The sequence below is a fragment of the Bacillus sp. CH140a_4T genome (assembly GCF_008923725.1).
In the GTDB taxonomy this organism is placed as follows: domain Bacteria; phylum Bacillota; class Bacilli; order Bacillales; family Bacillaceae_G; genus Bacillus_A.
The window spans coordinates 652653-668845 of record NZ_WBPF01000016.1 but is presented as its reverse complement, the minus strand read 5'-3'; the positions used below and the strand labels follow the sequence as shown (position 1 = coordinate 668845).

At 33.7% G+C, this 16193-nt stretch carries 15 protein-coding genes and 1 pseudogene; 11 read left to right on the top strand and 5 right to left on the bottom strand.

The genetic code is table 11. From position 1 onward, the window contains the following. The first annotated feature begins 25 nt into the window (after positions 1-25). From deoD to F8162_RS19005, 4 genes are all read left to right on the top strand, one after another. Positions 26-733 carry a purine-nucleoside phosphorylase gene (gene deoD / locus F8162_RS19020; RefSeq protein WP_151631104.1) on the top strand — a complete coding sequence of 236 codons (708 nt, stop codon included), beginning with the start codon at positions 26-28 and terminating at the stop codon, positions 731-733. Between the two features lie 156 nt (positions 734-889). Then, the gene (locus F8162_RS19015) at positions 890-2701 is read left to right on the top strand and encodes a sensor histidine kinase (protein ID WP_151631105.1); all 1812 of its coding nucleotides are present in this window, start codon (positions 890-892) and stop codon (positions 2699-2701) included. A 107-nt stretch (positions 2702-2808) separates the two neighbouring features. Next, a complete protein-coding gene (locus F8162_RS19010) occupies positions 2809-3339 on the top strand; it encodes a tyrosine-type recombinase/integrase (RefSeq protein WP_000806236.1) in 531 nt (176 codons plus the stop codon). Positions 3340-3459: 120 nt separating this feature from the next. Beyond that, entirely contained in the window at positions 3460-3654 is a 195-nt protein-coding gene (locus F8162_RS19005; protein WP_151631106.1) for a DUF3924 family protein, read from the top strand. A gap of 289 nt (positions 3655-3943) precedes the next feature. Here F8162_RS19005 and F8162_RS19000 read toward each other — a convergent pair whose 3' ends face one another. Further along, positions 3944-4789 carry a DUF72 domain-containing protein gene (locus F8162_RS19000; protein ID WP_151631107.1) on the bottom strand — a complete coding sequence of 282 codons (846 nt, stop codon included), beginning with the start codon at positions 4787-4789 and terminating at the stop codon, positions 3944-3946. A gap of 160 nt (positions 4790-4949) precedes the next feature. Between F8162_RS19000 and F8162_RS18995 the strand changes: the two genes are divergently transcribed. The 3 genes and pseudogenes from F8162_RS18995 to F8162_RS18980 all read left to right on the top strand — a co-directional run bounded on the left by F8162_RS18995 (position 4950) and on the right by F8162_RS18980 (position 8042). Further along, positions 4950-6221 carry a PAS domain-containing sensor histidine kinase gene (locus F8162_RS18995; protein WP_151631108.1) on the top strand — a complete coding sequence of 424 codons (1272 nt, stop codon included), beginning with the start codon at positions 4950-4952 and terminating at the stop codon, positions 6219-6221. A 228-nt stretch (positions 6222-6449) separates the two neighbouring features. Beyond that, a pseudogene (locus tag F8162_RS29350) lies at positions 6450-7418 on the top strand (Gly-Xaa-Xaa repeat protein); the annotation flags it as partial. Between the two features lie 195 nt (positions 7419-7613). Next, complete coding sequence (locus F8162_RS18980; protein WP_151631109.1) at positions 7614-8042, top strand: hypothetical protein; 429 nt, start codon at positions 7614-7616, stop codon at positions 8040-8042. 124 nt (positions 8043-8166) lie between these two features. On the opposite strand, the gene F8162_RS18975 is transcribed toward F8162_RS18980, so the two are convergent. Then, positions 8167-10209, bottom strand: a complete 2043-nt coding sequence (locus tag F8162_RS18975; RefSeq protein ID WP_151631110.1) for a transglycosylase domain-containing protein — start codon at positions 10207-10209, stop codon at positions 8167-8169. 312 nt (positions 10210-10521) lie between these two features. Here F8162_RS18975 and F8162_RS18970 point away from each other — a divergent pair, with 312 nt between their 5' ends. From F8162_RS18970 to F8162_RS18960, 3 genes are all read left to right on the top strand, one after another. Then, entirely contained in the window at positions 10522-11142 is a 621-nt protein-coding gene (locus F8162_RS18970) for a DUF47 domain-containing protein (protein WP_000231446.1), read from the top strand. Between the two features lie 11 nt (positions 11143-11153). After that, positions 11154-12152 (top strand): inorganic phosphate transporter, encoded by a 999-nt coding sequence (locus F8162_RS18965; RefSeq protein WP_151631111.1) that lies wholly within the window; start codon positions 11154-11156, stop codon positions 12150-12152. A gap of 117 nt (positions 12153-12269) precedes the next feature. Next, positions 12270-13070 carry a sulfite exporter TauE/SafE family protein gene (locus F8162_RS18960; RefSeq protein WP_000455763.1) on the top strand — a complete coding sequence of 267 codons (801 nt, stop codon included), beginning with the start codon at positions 12270-12272 and terminating at the stop codon, positions 13068-13070. A 294-nt stretch (positions 13071-13364) separates the two neighbouring features. On the opposite strand, the gene F8162_RS18955 is transcribed toward F8162_RS18960, so the two are convergent. Beyond that, complete coding sequence (locus tag F8162_RS18955; RefSeq protein WP_000882907.1) at positions 13365-13592, bottom strand: hypothetical protein; 228 nt, start codon at positions 13590-13592, stop codon at positions 13365-13367. A 169-nt stretch (positions 13593-13761) separates the two neighbouring features. Here F8162_RS18955 and F8162_RS18950 point away from each other — a divergent pair, with 169 nt between their 5' ends. Beyond that, the gene (locus F8162_RS18950; RefSeq protein WP_000600574.1) at positions 13762-14274 is read left to right on the top strand and encodes a Crp/Fnr family transcriptional regulator; all 513 of its coding nucleotides are present in this window, start codon (positions 13762-13764) and stop codon (positions 14272-14274) included. A 31-nt stretch (positions 14275-14305) separates the two neighbouring features. On the opposite strand, the gene hmpA is transcribed toward F8162_RS18950, so the two are convergent. Continuing rightward, positions 14306-15514 (bottom strand): NO-inducible flavohemoprotein, encoded by a 1209-nt coding sequence (hmpA, locus tag F8162_RS18945; RefSeq protein ID WP_151631112.1) that lies wholly within the window; start codon positions 15512-15514, stop codon positions 14306-14308. A 159-nt stretch (positions 15515-15673) separates the two neighbouring features. Continuing rightward, complete coding sequence (locus tag F8162_RS18940) at positions 15674-16192, bottom strand: hypothetical protein (protein ID WP_151631113.1); 519 nt, start codon at positions 16190-16192, stop codon at positions 15674-15676. Position 16193 lies beyond the last annotated feature (1 nt).

The following is a 16193-nucleotide window of genomic DNA, read 5'->3' as shown; positions in this document are numbered from 1 at the left end:
CAATACATTATAAGGAGGACTTTTCATGAGTGTACATATTGAAGCAAAACAAGGCGAAATTGCTGAATCTATCCTATTACCTGGTGATCCATTACGTGCAAAATATATTGCGGAAACATTTCTAGAGGACGTTACGTGCTATAATAAAGTGCGTGGTATGTTAGGTTTCACTGGAACTTATAAAGGAAAACGTGTATCTGTTCAAGGTACAGGTATGGGTGTTCCTTCTATTTCTATTTATGTAAACGAATTAATCCAAAGCTACGGAGTTAAAAATTTAATTCGCGTTGGAACTTGCGGTGCGATTCAAAAAGACGTAAAAGTACGTGACGTTATTATTGCAATGACAGCTTGTACGGATTCTAATATGAATCGTTTAACATTCCCAGGTTTTGATTTTGCACCAGCTGCAAACTTTGACCTTTTAAAGAAAGCTTACGATGCTGGAACTGAAAAAGGCTTACACGTTCGTGTTGGTAATGTTTTAACAGCAGATGTATTTTACCGCGAAAGCATGGACATGGTTAAAAAACTTGGAGAGTACGGTGTACTAGCCGTAGAAATGGAAACAACTGCTCTTTATACATTAGCAGCAAAATACGGTGTAAATGCGTTATCTGTATTAACAGTAAGCGATCACATCTTCACTGGTGAAGAAACAACATCTGAAGAGCGTCAAACTACATTTAACGAAATGATTGAAATCGCTTTAGATGCAGCAATTCAACAATAATACATTAAAGAACTCGTCATACGTCTGTCGAGTTCTTTTTATGTGACTTTTTATTAAAAACTACTTTCAGAAGAGACAGATTTTCCCCTCTACTTTTTTGTAACGTTTGTTATAATTAAGAAATCATTTACAGTATTTCTCACAAGAGGTGACGCAGTGAAAAACAGAAGTATCGTCTTTAAACTATTTTTATTAACATCAACATTATTTACAATCATATTCCTCCTTTTTTTCTTAGGGCAATCTCTATTTTTAGAGAAATTTTATATTAATAAAAAAGTAAAAACCGTCCAAACAGCTTTTGAAAAATTCGTGGCCAATTATGAAAAAAGTGAAAAAGATCCTGAGGAAATTAGAAAACTAAAACAAGAATTTCATGATAAAACAAATGCTGATATGCAATTTTTAAATTCTGAGGGCATTATTAAAAGTGATAATAATTACTACATTGATATCATTAATCCTAAAAATAATGAAACATATTTCATTCCACTCAATAACCTTTTAACGCCCGAAGAATATAAGAAATTCGAAAACTTAGGATTGAAAAAAGATGGCATGATAAACGTCGTCGGTTTGGTACGAGGGAAAACAATAACACCACTAGAATTGACAACAAATTATAATCGATGGCAAAACGAACGTTTCAATTCAGATTTTCAATCCATTAATGGCAATCCTGCTAAAAATAGACTTACAAACCGGTCCAAAACTGTGACTCAAATTGAGTTTACTGGTATTGTATCTAAATTACAGCTTCCATCAAAAGCCGAGGTTCGTCTTGCAAATGATTTTGAAACATTACAAGCCGTTCAATATTTTGCAGAGATTATTAGAAATGGCACTGCTAACTCGCACCAATTAAACACTTATATAATAGATGGTGGAGAGAATATAAAAAATAGTATCTTTGTAAAACCTATTGTGGAAAATGGAAAAATTACAGAATACGCTTTTGCAATAGCATCTTTACAGCCTGTTAATGAAGCAATGCTCGTTTTAAAGGATTATTATGTCTATGCCTTAATCATCGTATTTCTCGTCATTATTTTATTATCCTTCTACTACTCAAAAATCATTGTGAAACCATTAATTAAAATTAATCGTGTTACAAAGAAAATGGCCAATTTTGATTTTAGCGAGAAATTACCTGTGACAGCAGACGATGAAATTGGTGGGCTTTCCGGTAGTATTAATACGTTATCTGTAAACTTAAAAGACCGAATCGATCGGTTAAATGTTGCCAATACAAAATTACAACAAGATATTGAACGCGAACGTCAATTAGAGAAAACGCGAAAAGAATTCATTTCTGGTGTATCACACGAATTAAAAACACCACTTAGTGTAATTAGAAGTTTCGCAGAAGGAATTAAAGATGGCGTTAGTAAAGACACGACGTATTACACAGATGTTATTTTAGAAGAAACCGAAAACATGAACAGACTTATTGTTGAAATGTTAGAATTAGCAAAATTAGAATCAGGTACGTACAAATTAGATATGACGACTTTCTCAATCGGCGAATTAATTCAACAAGTCTATACAAAGTTATTATTTAGCATGGAAGAAAAACATTTACAAGTGAACATAGATGTAGACTCTTCTATATTTGTTAAAGCAAATCGTAGTCGTATTGAGCAAGTGGTTGTGAACTTACTTAGCAATGCAATTCGCTATACGCCAGAAGGAGAAAAAATACAAGTTTCCGTTATAACAATGGAAGATACAGTAAAAGTCGAAATCGAAAACACAGGAAACCCTATCCCAGAAGAAAGTCTTGAAAAAATTTGGGATCGTTTCTACCGTTTAGATGCATCTCGTAGCCGTCATACTGGTGGTACTGGTCTCGGATTATCTATTGTAAAAAACATCTTAGACCTCCACCATGCCGAGTACGGTGTATATAACACAACTAATAGTGTTGTATTCTACTTTAATTTACAAAAAGTAAAAGAAGTCAAATAATTTGTCTTAATTTCACTAGGAGTTCACATGAAATTCACACTCTCCCTTTATAGTAAGAAACAAGTTAATCCTTTCCTTTACACATATAAAAGAGGAGAGTGCGTGAAATGAAACAAGCAGGACAACCTATTCAAAATGAAAAACAATTAGAAACTATCAAAAATATACTTTTACAATCTTCGAAACGTGATGGCTTATTATTCGTATTAGCTGTAAATTCTGGCTTAAAAGTAAGTGAAATCTTACAATTAAAAGTTAGTGATGTAATCGATGAAAATGAAAATGTTCGCCATTCCATTTTATTTTACAATGAAAAAGTAAAGAAACATAAATGGTTTGCTGTTAATGAAGACTTACAGCACGCGATCGAAGACTACATGAAAGAACGTAAAACCTGGAAACGTAATGAACCATTATTAAAGTCTCAAAAAGGAACAAAATCTATTACGAGACAACATGCATGGTACATTTTAAACAAAGCTGCAAAAGAAGTTGGATTAGAAGGGATTAGCTCACATACACTTCGAAAAACTTGGGGATATTGTGCATACAAATCAGGTGTTGACATCGCATTTTTACAACACTTCTTTGATCATAGTACTCCATCAAAAACTTTAAAGTATATCGGTATTGCTTAATAACTCTTATACATAAAAAAGGTTACCATTTTATAAATGGTAACCTTTTTTATGTTTCACATTCTCTTTCCTTGTCTCTCCTATATTGTAGTGGTACTCTAATAGTAAGGGGGAGAAATTATGAACACATTAACAATTGAATTACCGAAAGAAACGGCTGAAAAACTTGATTTATTAAAACAAGCTTATGAAAAGAAAACAGGTGCTTCCATTTCTGAGAGTACTCTAGTTCAAACACTTATCTCAAAAGAATTTATCCAAGCGATAACTCCTTTTGATTTACAACAATTCGTCACTGAAAAAGAACAGCATTAATTGCTGTTCTTTTTTTGGTACTTTATCAGTAGTTTTCTAGATACCCCGAAAAACTTCTTTACGTCAGCCACACTTTTTTAGGAATCTCCCTACTTTTAATGTCTCATAAAAAGTTTTTTATTTATTTTTCCGAAAACTATTGACAATGATAATGATAACCATTATCATTTATTACGAAGCCAACAATTGATGAATCAACCAAACGCTCAGTAACATTGTTACCCCTCTTTTTCATATAGAAAGGCACTGTACATTCCCCCTGTTTGTACAGTGCCTTTCTTGTTTATTATCATTCAAACAAATTTAATTGCTCGGGCTTCGGCTCGCCATATGTAACGTTCATCATTTTCATAAGCTGTTTCGCATTATCGGCTGCATCTCCGCCCGAATTGTTGTTAAATAGTACATATATGTTCTTTGTCTTCTTTTTTAATTGCTCTAATCTTTCTACCCATTCTTCTAATTCTTTATTGTTGTAGCGATATAAACAACGAACCGCTCTCCAATTTTCTCCTTTATCAAGCCAGCCATGAACATTTCGACCATGAAAACGTATTAACACCATCTCTGTATTCGTTACTTCTAATACGAGCGGTACCGAACCTATCCCGGCCTGTGGCTCATCACAAATGGTATGAATCCATTTCTCTTGTTCCAAAAACTGTAGCGTCTTATCTCTCATTTTCGGATAAAACCATGTTTGATTCCGAAATTCTATAGCACATGGCAAACCTTCCATTTTTTCTTTCGTATATCGAAGAAAATCTACATTTTTCTTTTTACAATCAAACCATGGTGGATATTGAAATAAAATCGTTTTTAATTTACCAGCTTCTATTAAAGGAAGAATGGATTGTTTATATACATCAAACATTTCGTCAAACGTAGAAAAAGGAATTTCACCTTTCATATGTCCCGTCATCCCTTGATATGCTTTTACAACAAAAGAAAAATCTTGCGGTGTCTCCATTGCCCATTTTGTATAGTTTCGTGCAGGTTGCATCGCATAAAATGAACTATCCACTTCTACAATAGGAAAATGCTCACTATATGTTCGTAATTTATTTCTATTTTCATAGGGATCTATATATAAAGAATCATGATCTCCCCATCCTGTTACTCCAATGAAAAGCAAATATATCCCTCCCTTTTTCACTTCACCTTCTGTTCATTCAACTCACTTCCTGAACACTTCGACTAATCAATTTCATTAAGTAGTCCCTTCTTTCAGAGTATCCGTATAAAAATATGATATACTAGATGGAAGAATTTTTAAATTGAGGGGTTATTTATTTATGCTTCCACACGATGATATTGTATCTCATGAAAAACGAATAGAAGAACTAGAAAATAAAGTGCGTTTTTATGAAGAACTTGTGAATCAATTGCCACATCATTTCACATACAAAAATCCACATATTGGTTTACACATAAAGAAAACGAGAACGACTCATTCCATTCAAAACATACAAAAAGAAAATAAAGAGGCTGATTTTCAACTTACTTGCGATTCATTATTTTTATTTGAACAACTTGAAACATACTTTGTTCATATTTTTGATGCTTTTTCACATCATGTAACCTTTGTTGATAATAAAGGAAATATAACTTTATGTAATCAAGCTGCAGCAGATGATTTTGGTGTAATACGAAATGATATAATTGGAAAACCAATTCAACAATTACTAAACTTGCCAGAAGAAAAAATTAAAGCTCTTGAAACATTAAGAACGGGAACAGAAATATATAATGAAGAAGTTTTAGACAAAAACTACGGCATTATAAATAACCGAATTATTCGTGATTATAACGGAGAGATTTTTAGAGTTATTAGTGTCTTTCATTATTTAAACACAGAACGTGATGCAGAGAAGTTTTCTTTAGCGGGACGAATCGCAGCTGGTATTGCACATGAAGTACGTAATCCTCTTACAACCGTACGGGGTTATTTACAATTTTTACAAGAAAGTGTTTCTCCGTCTAATAAAGAATTATTTAAAAACTTACTTATCCCTGAATTAGATCGTGCAAATAGTATTATTACAAAATTTTTATCTATTTCAAAAACACGCGAATTTACAAGAGAACCGTTTCCTATTAATACATTTTTACGAGAGTATATTCAACAGTTACTAGCTAGTGAAGTCTTTTTACACAACATTTCAATTGATTATAATTTTTCTACCGAATTAGATGATATATTAGTCCATATCGATCGTCACGAACTTGTGCAAGTTTTTTTAAACTTATTTCAGAACGCTGTCGATGCTCAAAGTGAAAAAAAACTTTCTATCCAAATCACTAGTTATCGCCTGGATAATTTTGTCCGTATTACTTTCACTGATAATGGAATTGGTATTCCCACAGCCATTCAAGAATATATCTTTGATCCATTCTTCTCAACAAAAGATTCGGGCACAGGACTGGGCTTGTCAGTAACGAAGAAAATTATTCAAAATCATAACGGTACATTAAAAATGACTAGTAATCAAGATGGTACAACTTTCACTATTTCAATTCCAATTTTACCTAAAACGACTATTGAAAGATTAAATGAATACACATGAGGTACTCCTTCACAAACTGCATGCCAATTGTTATATACTCCTAACAATTAGCATGCTTTTTTTATGTTAAACTATCCTTCTTTACGATCTATAAATCTTTCACTATTTCTTAATTATTTTTGCTTGATAGGCAAAATTCTTATTTTTTTAGAAATAGTAGTTTGTCCATCACGAATTTAGTATAATTTTCATTTTAATATATAGTAACGACTATTGATTCTATGAAAGAAAGGAAAAGTATTTTATGGTAATGATTGTTGCGAAGTAAGAGCTTGTAGTTTTATTAACATCTCTAAGTCCGAACTTACAGAGTTTGTTAGACCTCTTCAAGCCCTTGGTCAAGCTATTCAAGCTGTCTTTCAAAACCCTTCTCAATATAATATTGATAACTTAATTGATGCCCTAAATAACCTTCAAAAATTCCTCAATCTCTTAGATTTATCTCCTGCACAAAAACAAATTGGAAATTCTATTATTGCTAATCTATTAACTATTTTAACGACAAAGCCATTCTCATGCGGAGCATTGTACGTTGAGCTACAAAGCTTGCTTAATTATTTATTGTATATTGCTAAGTTATTCAAAGTAGATTGTTGTACAATCGACAAACTAGTTAAACTCATAACAGAAATCCAAACTATCCTAATTCAATACGGATCAGGTTGCCTTGGAGGAGGAGCAACAGGCGCTACTGGCGCTACCGGGCCTCAGGGTGCTACTGGACCTCAAGGACCGGCTGGGGCTCAAGGGGCTACTTGTACCTCAAGGTACAACTGGCGCTACTGGACCAGCGGGTACTCCAATTCCTGTAACTATCGCGGCAATCGGAAACTCAAATCCACAAACCATATCACCTGGAACAAACATCCAATTCAATCAAGTTTTTGAAATAAATAATATTAATTTTAATGATACTGCAGATACTTTAACAATTTTAGAAACAGGCGTATACGATATTAGTTCTCAGCGTCTACAACTTTCCCAGGATCTTCACCATTTGGATTCGGTATTTCATTCAATGGCCAACCACCTACTCGTAATTTCTCGACTAACGTTATCGGTAGTGCTGTTTCTTTCTCTACAATTGTCACTTTACAAGCTGGTACAACGATTTCTGTACAACCTACAGCAAACACTATTTCTATTCCTAACACAGGCGATACAACTGCAACACTATCTGTATTCCGAATTTACTAATTTTCACTCAATAAGTATATTTATAATAATATGTATTGTTTAACCGTGCATTAAATCTCTCTTTATATAGAAAGGAGCACTTATTTGGGAGGATAAGTGCTCCTTCTTTACGTTTCTTTACCTCAAATTTACTCTATCTTAATCCTCATTTTGTATGATAAATATTGAAGTCAAAGATATGAAAGAGGGATGATAATGAGAGTTATGTCACTAATGCGCACTTGGTTTGCTCTTATGATATGCATCATTTTATGTGTAGGATTTTTTTTAACTCTAAAATATTCCATAATATCAAAGGCAGAGAGAAAAACTGTTCCATACAAACTTTTGTATACAAAGCAAAGTAACATCCCTTATTCCAATACCACAAATAATGAAAAAAAAGTTATAAAAGGAATGCTTATTACGAAAGCTTCTAGTTCCGAAGCGTTACTTCAAATTGCTGAAACGATTAAAGACCAGTATACAAATAAAAAAATCGATGAAATCACACTTTCTATCCACAATGAAAATAATGGTAATTACGAAGAAGAATTACTTTACGAACCTATTAGTAAAGGGAAAATAGTCGTCACATACGATTCCGAATCCTTTGGCAGTACGAACATTTTACTTAACGAGTAATATTATGTACCTTAATGGATATGGATTAATAAATAGTAGGAATAGACAAAAATCTCCACCGATTAAAGTTTCATTTTGTTTTTCATACGAAAAAGAGGCGAATGTTGTTATTCGCCTCTTTCTTTCACCAAAATGAAGGAATCCACTCTTTCACTTTATCAAGCCACTCCTGTTGCTCTTGTTTTCGCTGTTGTTCCTCCTCTTTCCTTCTCTTCTCTTCTTCTTTTCTTCGTTTTTCCTCTTCTATTGTAGTCAATTGTTTTTTATAATCAGCCTCAGATATGAGCGATAACTGGAATGCTTTTTGAGCTGGATTGACATTCGCTTTTTTCATAATATCCCGGAACATTGTCGTCGTAATTTGACTTCCCCCCGGAACATAATGATCACTATCTGTTTTATCATATCCTACCCAAATCGCACCTACTAAATCTGGTGTGTATCCAACAAACCATGAATCCTTTGCACCAGTGCTCGGTCCATTTACAATTTGAGTAGTTCCTGTCTTACCTGCCGTATCAACATTATAAACTTTCGCCTTTTCGCCCGTTCCCTTTTCAACAACACCTTTTAATAAATATGTCATCTTTTGAGCAATTTTCTCGCTCGTCACCCGTGTCTCTTTCTTATACCACTTTCCAATTGTTTCACCTTCAGCATTTTGTATCTCCCTAATCGCATGAGCTTCCACTTGAACACCGTCATTTGCAAATGTACTATACGCTTGAGCCATTACAAACGGAGAGGTTCCCACATGCATCCCGCCTAAAGCAATCGGATACGTACGATCTTCTGGCACTAATGGAATACCAAATCGCTCTAAAGATTTCAATCCTTTATCTAATCCGATTTGCTCCAATAGCCAAACAGCTGACACATTGTACGACTTTGCCACGGCTTCATACATTGTCACATCACCGTGAAAAGTATGATCACTATTTTGTGGTTTATATTCTTTAATATTAAATGGTTCATCTTTTAATATATCGTATACTTCATACCCTTCCTCTAACGCTGGTACATATACAGCCAGAGGCTTTAACGTTGAGCCCGGTTGTCTTTTTAATTGGGTTGCATGGTTAAACTGTAAAAACTGATACGGACCTCTACCTCCAACTAAAGCTGGTACACCACCTGTTTTTGGATTCATAAGAACTACACCCGTTTGCATAAGCTGGTCCGATCCATTATCTTTGAAATAACTCTCATTATTCACAACGTCTTCCACAGCCTGTTGTTTTTTCGGATCAAGCTCTGTATAAATACGATAACCACCCGCTAAAATTTCATTTTGTGTTAATTCGTACTTGTCCATCGCTTCCCTAACAATATAGTCTACATATTGAGAGTATTTCCCCTTGTATTTATCATCCACACCACGTTTTAATACAAGGCCGCTCTCTTTTTCTTTATTATACTGTTCGTCAGAAATATATCCTTGCTCTTTCATTAAACTTAATACGACATTACGTCGTTCGATTGACTTATTAAAGTTTTTATAAGGCGAATACGCAGACGGTGCTTTAATCAAGCCTGCAATCGTTGCAGCTTCTGAAACTGTTAAATCTTTTACATCTTTATCAAAATAAGATTTAGCTGCCCTTTTTATCCCCCAAGCACCTTCACCAAAATAAATTTGATTCATATACATTTCAATAATTTCATCTTTCGTATACGTACGCTCTATTTTTTTTGTTAAAAAATATTCCTTTATTTTTCGAGAGTATGTGCGATCTTGTGTCAGAAATACATTTTTCGCAAGTTGTTGTGTAATTGTACTTCCCCCTGCTACAACTTCTCCTGCTGTAATATTTTTAAAAACTGCACTTATAATTCCACTATAGTAAATACCGTGATGGTTAAAAAATTCCTTATCTTCTACTGCAACAATTGCCTGTACCATAATATCAGGAATATCTTTCCTTTTAACACCTTCTGTTTTAGAAGAAGCTAATTTAGTCGCAACTTCATTATTTGCATCATAAATTAAGGTTGGTTGCGGAACAGCTTGTTTTAATTCAGATATGTCTTGAATAGAAATTATTATATTTATAGCAATAAATAGAGTAGCAAGTAAACTTCCTAATACAATTAATGAATTACGAAGTTTCTTCCTCTTGTTGAACCACTCCCGCATGTTTTTTAAGTGAGTGTTCTTCAATTTCATTCGTTCACTTCCTTCGTTTGTTTACACTCTTCTTTTCAAAAGGAAGAATATACCTCCTTTTAAATTTATTATAATAACGTAGTCTTTCCTGTAGTGTAAAGCTTTTCTTTCACATTCATACTTTTTGCAAGAAAAGGACATTCTACAAGTAAGATATTCAATATTGATTATTAATATTATTAATACAACAATGAGAGTTATGTTAAGTTTTTGTAAACTTTTCGATAAAATGTTTTAAAAAACGACAGTTTTTTGTTAGAATTGACTAGCCAATATATTTTACATATATTACTTTTGTGGGGGTAACTAATAATGGTCTTTAAATCAAAAAAAGATAAATTTTCTGAAATGTTAATGAATGTTTCCGAAAATTTAAAAGAAGGCGCGCAGTTTTTCGTGGAGTATAAAATTAAAAATGCTAGCGATTTAAAAGAGTTTTCTATGCGCATGAAAGAGTATGAGTCAAAAGGTGACTCATTTATTCACGAAATCATTATGGAGCTAAACAAAGCGTTTATTACTCCTATTGAACGTGAGGACATCCTACAACTTGCAATGAGTATGGATGATGTATTAGACGGATTAGATCATAGTGCTGGTCTATTCGAAATGTATTCTATTACAGAAGCTGATGAATACATGATTAAATTCGTTGAAGCAATTAATCAATGTGCGATTGAGATTGCAAATTCTGTTGAACTACTGTCTAAAAAGAAGTTAGTCGACATTCGTACGAACGCGATTAAGATTAAGGATTATGAATCACAATGTGATGATATTCGCCGTCATGCGATTAAGCACTTATTCTCTCGTGAGAAAGATCCGATTAAGATTATTCAATACAAAGAGATTTACGAAGAGCTTGAAGAAGTAGCGGATAGCTGCCAAAGCGTTGCAAACGTATTAGAAACAATTATTATGAAGAACGCGTAAGGAGTTTGATCATGGATACACTCTTGATACTGACCGTTTTAGTAGTCATTTGCGCTTTAGCTTTTGACTTTATCAATGGATTTCACGATACAGCAAACGCTATTGCAACGGCTGTTTCAACGAAAGCTCTAAAGCCTAGACATGCAATTATTATGGCAGCTATTATGAACTTTTTAGGTGCGATGACATTTACAGGTGTAGCAAAAACGATTACAAAAGATATCGTTGATCCATTTGCCTTGCAAAATGGTTCTCTTGTAATTTTAGCTGCTTTACTTGCGGCAATAGCTTGGAATTTAATTACTTGGTACTACGGTATTCCAAGTAGTTCTTCGCATGCAATTATTGGCTCAATCGCAGGTGCAGCTATCGCTGCTGCTGGTATTAGCTCTTTAAATCTTAAAGGGTTCATAAAAATTCTTGAAGCTTTAATCATTTCACCGATTATCGCTTTTGTTATTGGTTATATCGTATACAGTATTTTTAAAGTGGTCTTTAAAAACTTTAACTTAACGAAAACGAACAAAAACTTCCGTATATTCCAGATCTTCACTGCAGCATTACAAGCTTATACACATGGTACAAATGATGCACAAAAAGCAATGGGAATCATTACGATGGCTCTTATGGCCAATAACTATCATACTTCTGACGACATCCCGTTCTGGGTACAATTATCTTGTGCAATCGCAATGGGTCTTGGTACTTCTGTCGGCGGATGGAAAATTATTAAAACTGTCGGTGGACAAATTATGAAAATTCGTCCTGTAAATGGGGTAGCTGCTGATTTATCATCATCACTTGTTATTTTCGGTGCAACATTCATTCACTTACCAGTTAGTACAACGCACGTTATCTCTTCTTCTATTTTAGGGGTTGGTGCTTCACATCGTGTGAAAGGTGTAAAATGGGGAACTGCAAAACGCATGTTAATTACATGGGTTATTACACTTCCTATTTCAGCTTCGTTAGCTGCATTATTTTACTCTTTATTACACTTAATCTTTTAATTAAAAGTCGTCTTCCTTATTTTTCTAGGAAGACGACTTTTTTGTGAACAAACCTTTTTCTTATTAAAAAGCGTGTATAATAATTGGTGGATAAGTTATATAGAGGAGTTGGCAATTTTGGAATACATCATGTTACTTTTCATCGGGCTAATCGCCGGGACAGTCGGAAGTCTAGTCGGGCTTGGTGGCGGAATTATTATTGTTCCGTTATTAATCGGATTACACAGTCTATCACCACAACTTGCAGTAGGAACTTCAATGGTAACAGTCGTTTTTACAGGACTATCTTCCACCCTTACTTATATGAAACATAAACGAGTAGATTACAAAAGTGGACTTATTTTATTTATCGGGAGTGGCCCTGGTGGTATCATCGGCTCGTGGGCAAACAAATTTTTAAACCAAGATACATTTTCTTTATATTTTGGGATTTTCCTTATTTTCGTCTCCATTCTTCTTATGTTACGAGACAAATTAAACCCTCTTTCTTTATCAAATATGACGGTAATTAAGCGTTCTTTTACAGATAACGAAGGAAACACTGTACACTATCAATTCCCACCGCTTCTCGCTATCTTTATCGCCTTTATAGTTGGTTTTATATCTGGGTTATTTGGAATTGGCGGCGGTGCCTTACTTGTTCCAGCAATGATGCTACTTTTTGCATTCCCAGCACATATTGCTGTAGCAACTTCGATGTTTATCGTATTTCTATCAGCCATTGTAAGTTCTGCAACTCACATCTCTCTTGGAAATGTCAGCTGGATTTACGCATTAATTCTTATTCCTGGTGCATGGATTGGCGGAAAAATCGGGGCTTATATTAATACAAAATTAAGTGGTAAGGCCGTAATTAATTTATTACGTATCACATTAATTATTCTCGGAACTAGATTAATCATTACTTCTTTTTTATAACGCGTTCTTTTTAGAATGCGTTTTTTCTTATACACATGAATATAAAAATCCTCCTAAAAGAACAAATAAAATTAAACAAACACATAATAACATATAATTGGAAATATGTACTTTCTTCAAGTTGACCACTCCTATAACTGCGACTGTTATCTTTATGATAGCGAAAAAATAATTTACTTGCAGTTACAAAGTGCTAACAATGCAAAATCATTTATTACAAATTTTATCCTTATATTTCATTTCTTTGTATATTCTATCGGTTTAATAAAAAAAGATGTCATATTGACATCTTTTTTAATGAAGAAGTGACCATCCCATAAAATCCTCATGTACTTGGCACGCCCTCTTATCGTTTCGATCATATAATTCAGCATAACTATCTGTTTCTTCATCATAAGCCATCGTATAAATAATTTGGCCGTCTACTTCAACGGATAACACGACTCCACCTTTCATCTCTTCTACATGAATGATAGCATTCGCCGGAATTCTCATATCCGTCATTTTTATCGCATCTAACAATATACTAAACCCCCTACAGCGTATTCATTGCTAGTACTATTACACACTAAATAGTATACTACTGTAATAGCATATATTTCGTCAATGAAATTGCTGTTTAAAAGCATATTGTCTTTATACATATACGCTAAAATAAAAGAAATAGAAATGTTTAAATGGGGGGCTAACATTGATTCTACACAAAGGAGATGTACTATTCCGTCAAGGCGAGGACGGTCCTTTATATTTTATAAAAACAGGTTTATTAAAAGTAGTACGGATAGAAGAAGATGGAACACCATTTCTATTCAACATTATCGTTCCAGGTGAAACGATACCTCATCATTCTTTAATTTCACCGAAGGAATATCACGGTACAGCAATCGCTTTAATGAAAACAGAAGTTGAACCTATAATTAGTAATGAATGGTACGATCAACTTCAGGCAAACCCTGCATCATATGCAAATATTGCTATGCAACTACAATCAAAATTAAGAATGATGCAACAACGTATCGATCAATTGACAACCGTCTCTCCGAAAGAACGTCTACATCGTTTACAAGAGTGGTTCACACTATATTTAGGTGACATTCCTATATATGAAATATTAACACAAACTGAAATTGGTCAACTCATAGGTATACGCCGTGAAACAGTAAATCGGCTGTTACGAGAACAAATAAAAAACGAGGTAAAATAATACCTCGTTTTTTGCTTATTTCAAACCTCATCTATTGTAAGCTTGCTGCTGGACCGAAAAACTCATAGTGAATATGCTCTTGTTTCACACCTAAATCAGTTAGTGCAGCATTTATATGCTTCATAAATGGTACAGGACCACAGAAATAAAATGCTGCTTCAGTTGTCGGAATAATCGTTTGTAACCATTCAGCTTCAATGAAACCTTCTTTATCAAAGTTCCTCATTTCCAAATCTTTTTCAGTTGGTGCAGAATAGCAAGTATACGCTTTAACTTGTTCGTATTCATTATCTACTGCCTCAACGTGTTCTTTCATTGCATGTGTATTACTATTTATCGCTGCATGAACAAAACATACATTACGTTTTGAATCTTGTTCAATTAAAGTATTTAGCATACTCATCATTGGTGTAATACCTACTCCACCACTAATTAATACAACTGGTAATGTTGAATCCATATTTAATATGAAATCTCCTGCTGGTGCACTTACTGGTAACATATCCCCTTCTTCTACATGATCATGTAAGTAGTTAGATACTTTACCGTCCGGTGTATCTACACCTTTTTCTTTCTTTACACTAATACGATAATATTCTTTTCCTGGAGCATCTGATAAGCTATATTGACGATTATGTGTATATGTTTCACCTTCTATATTTATTTGAATCGTTACATATTGTCCTGGGATGAATGAAGAAACTTTCCCGCCATCTTCAGGTTTTAAATAAAATGATGTAATAACGTCGCTTTCCTTCACTTTTTTAACAACCACAAAGTTACGGAAATCTTTCCATCCACCTTCTTTATGTGCTGCTTCTTCATACATCTCTGCTTCAATGCTAATGAATGCATCAGCAATGACACCATATGCTTCTCCCCATGCATTTAAAACTTCATCAGGTGCACCTGCGACCTCTTTAATTGCACGTAGTAAACATGTACCTACAATTGGGTAATGCTCCGCTTTAATACCTAAACTTCTATGCTTATGACCAATTTGTTTTACAACTGGAATAATAGCTTCTAAATTATCAATATACGTTGCCGCTGCATAAACAGCATTCGCTAACGCTTGTTGTTGTCTTCCCTTTTTCTGATTTGTATGGTTGAAAATATTCAATAACTCCGGATGTTCCGAAAATAAAATTTCATAAAATCTCGTTGTAATTTCAACGCCTTTTTCTTGTAATAATGGTACTGTTGACTTTACGATTTCAATTGTTTTTTCACTTAACATTGTATCCCACTCCTCTATTTCCTTAACTGTTTTTAGTTTAACTGAATTGTATAATACAGATTGTGATTTTAATCACTATTAACACGGTGTTTTTGTGAAAAATATATGAACATTGTACTTACAAAAGAAAATAAGCCAACTAGAATTCTAGCTAGCTTATTATTTGGACTGTATAGCTTGTTCAATTACCCTTATATCTTTCCCATCTCCAAATTCTGTATACCCCCAGATGTTCGTTTCACCTCTATATTTATTTACGATAATATCTAAGTCATGGTATACACGATGTGCATAAACTACATACTCAATATTTTGAAGTTCCACACCTTTTTTTACAATTTCATAGCTTCTATTTACATCACGTTTTATTTTTTCATTCTTTATTTCTTTATGTATATTTTTTAAAGACGATTCTTGTTGTTGAAACCATTGTTTAAATTGGTTCCAGTCCCCTTCTGTATAATTCTCTGCTTTACCATAATTTAAGAAATTATTATAACTTTCATGTGTCGTACGAATAAAATCAAGCACTTTTGTCTCTTCTTGTACATCTTCTACTTGAGCTATTGTATTTACCTCAGCAGGCTTATTCGCATAATGTAACAGTACTTTCATAAGGCTATAGCTCGCAATGATCATTACGATAATAATCCCGAATACCCTTAACAATTTCTTCATA

Excerpts from the sequence above, each read along its gene's own strand:
- deoD (WP_151631104.1), top strand. The coding sequence starts at position 26 with ATGAGTGTACATATTGAAGCAAAACAAGGCGAAATTGCTGAATCTATC.
- F8162_RS19010 (WP_000806236.1), top strand. The coding sequence starts at position 2,809 with ATGAAACAAGCAGGACAACCTATTCAAAATGAAAAACAATTAGAAACT.
- F8162_RS19005 (WP_151631106.1), top strand. The coding sequence starts at position 3,460 with ATGAACACATTAACAATTGAATTACCGAAAGAAACGGCTGAAAAACTT.
- F8162_RS18995 (WP_151631108.1), top strand. The coding sequence starts at position 4,950 with ATGCTTCCACACGATGATATTGTATCTCATGAAAAACGAATAGAAGAA.
- F8162_RS18980 (WP_151631109.1), top strand. The coding sequence starts at position 7,614 with ATGAGAGTTATGTCACTAATGCGCACTTGGTTTGCTCTTATGATATGC.
- F8162_RS18975 (WP_151631110.1), bottom strand. The coding sequence starts at position 10,209 with ATGAAATTGAAGAACACTCACTTAAAAAACATGCGGGAGTGGTTCAAC.
- F8162_RS18970 (WP_000231446.1), top strand. The coding sequence starts at position 10,522 with ATGGTCTTTAAATCAAAAAAAGATAAATTTTCTGAAATGTTAATGAAT.
- F8162_RS18965 (WP_151631111.1), top strand. The coding sequence starts at position 11,154 with ATGGATACACTCTTGATACTGACCGTTTTAGTAGTCATTTGCGCTTTA.
- hmpA (WP_151631112.1), bottom strand. The coding sequence starts at position 15,514 with ATGTTAAGTGAAAAAACAATTGAAATCGTAAAGTCAACAGTACCATTA.
- F8162_RS18940 (WP_151631113.1), bottom strand. The coding sequence starts at position 16,192 with ATGAAGAAATTGTTAAGGGTATTCGGGATTATTATCGTAATGATCATT.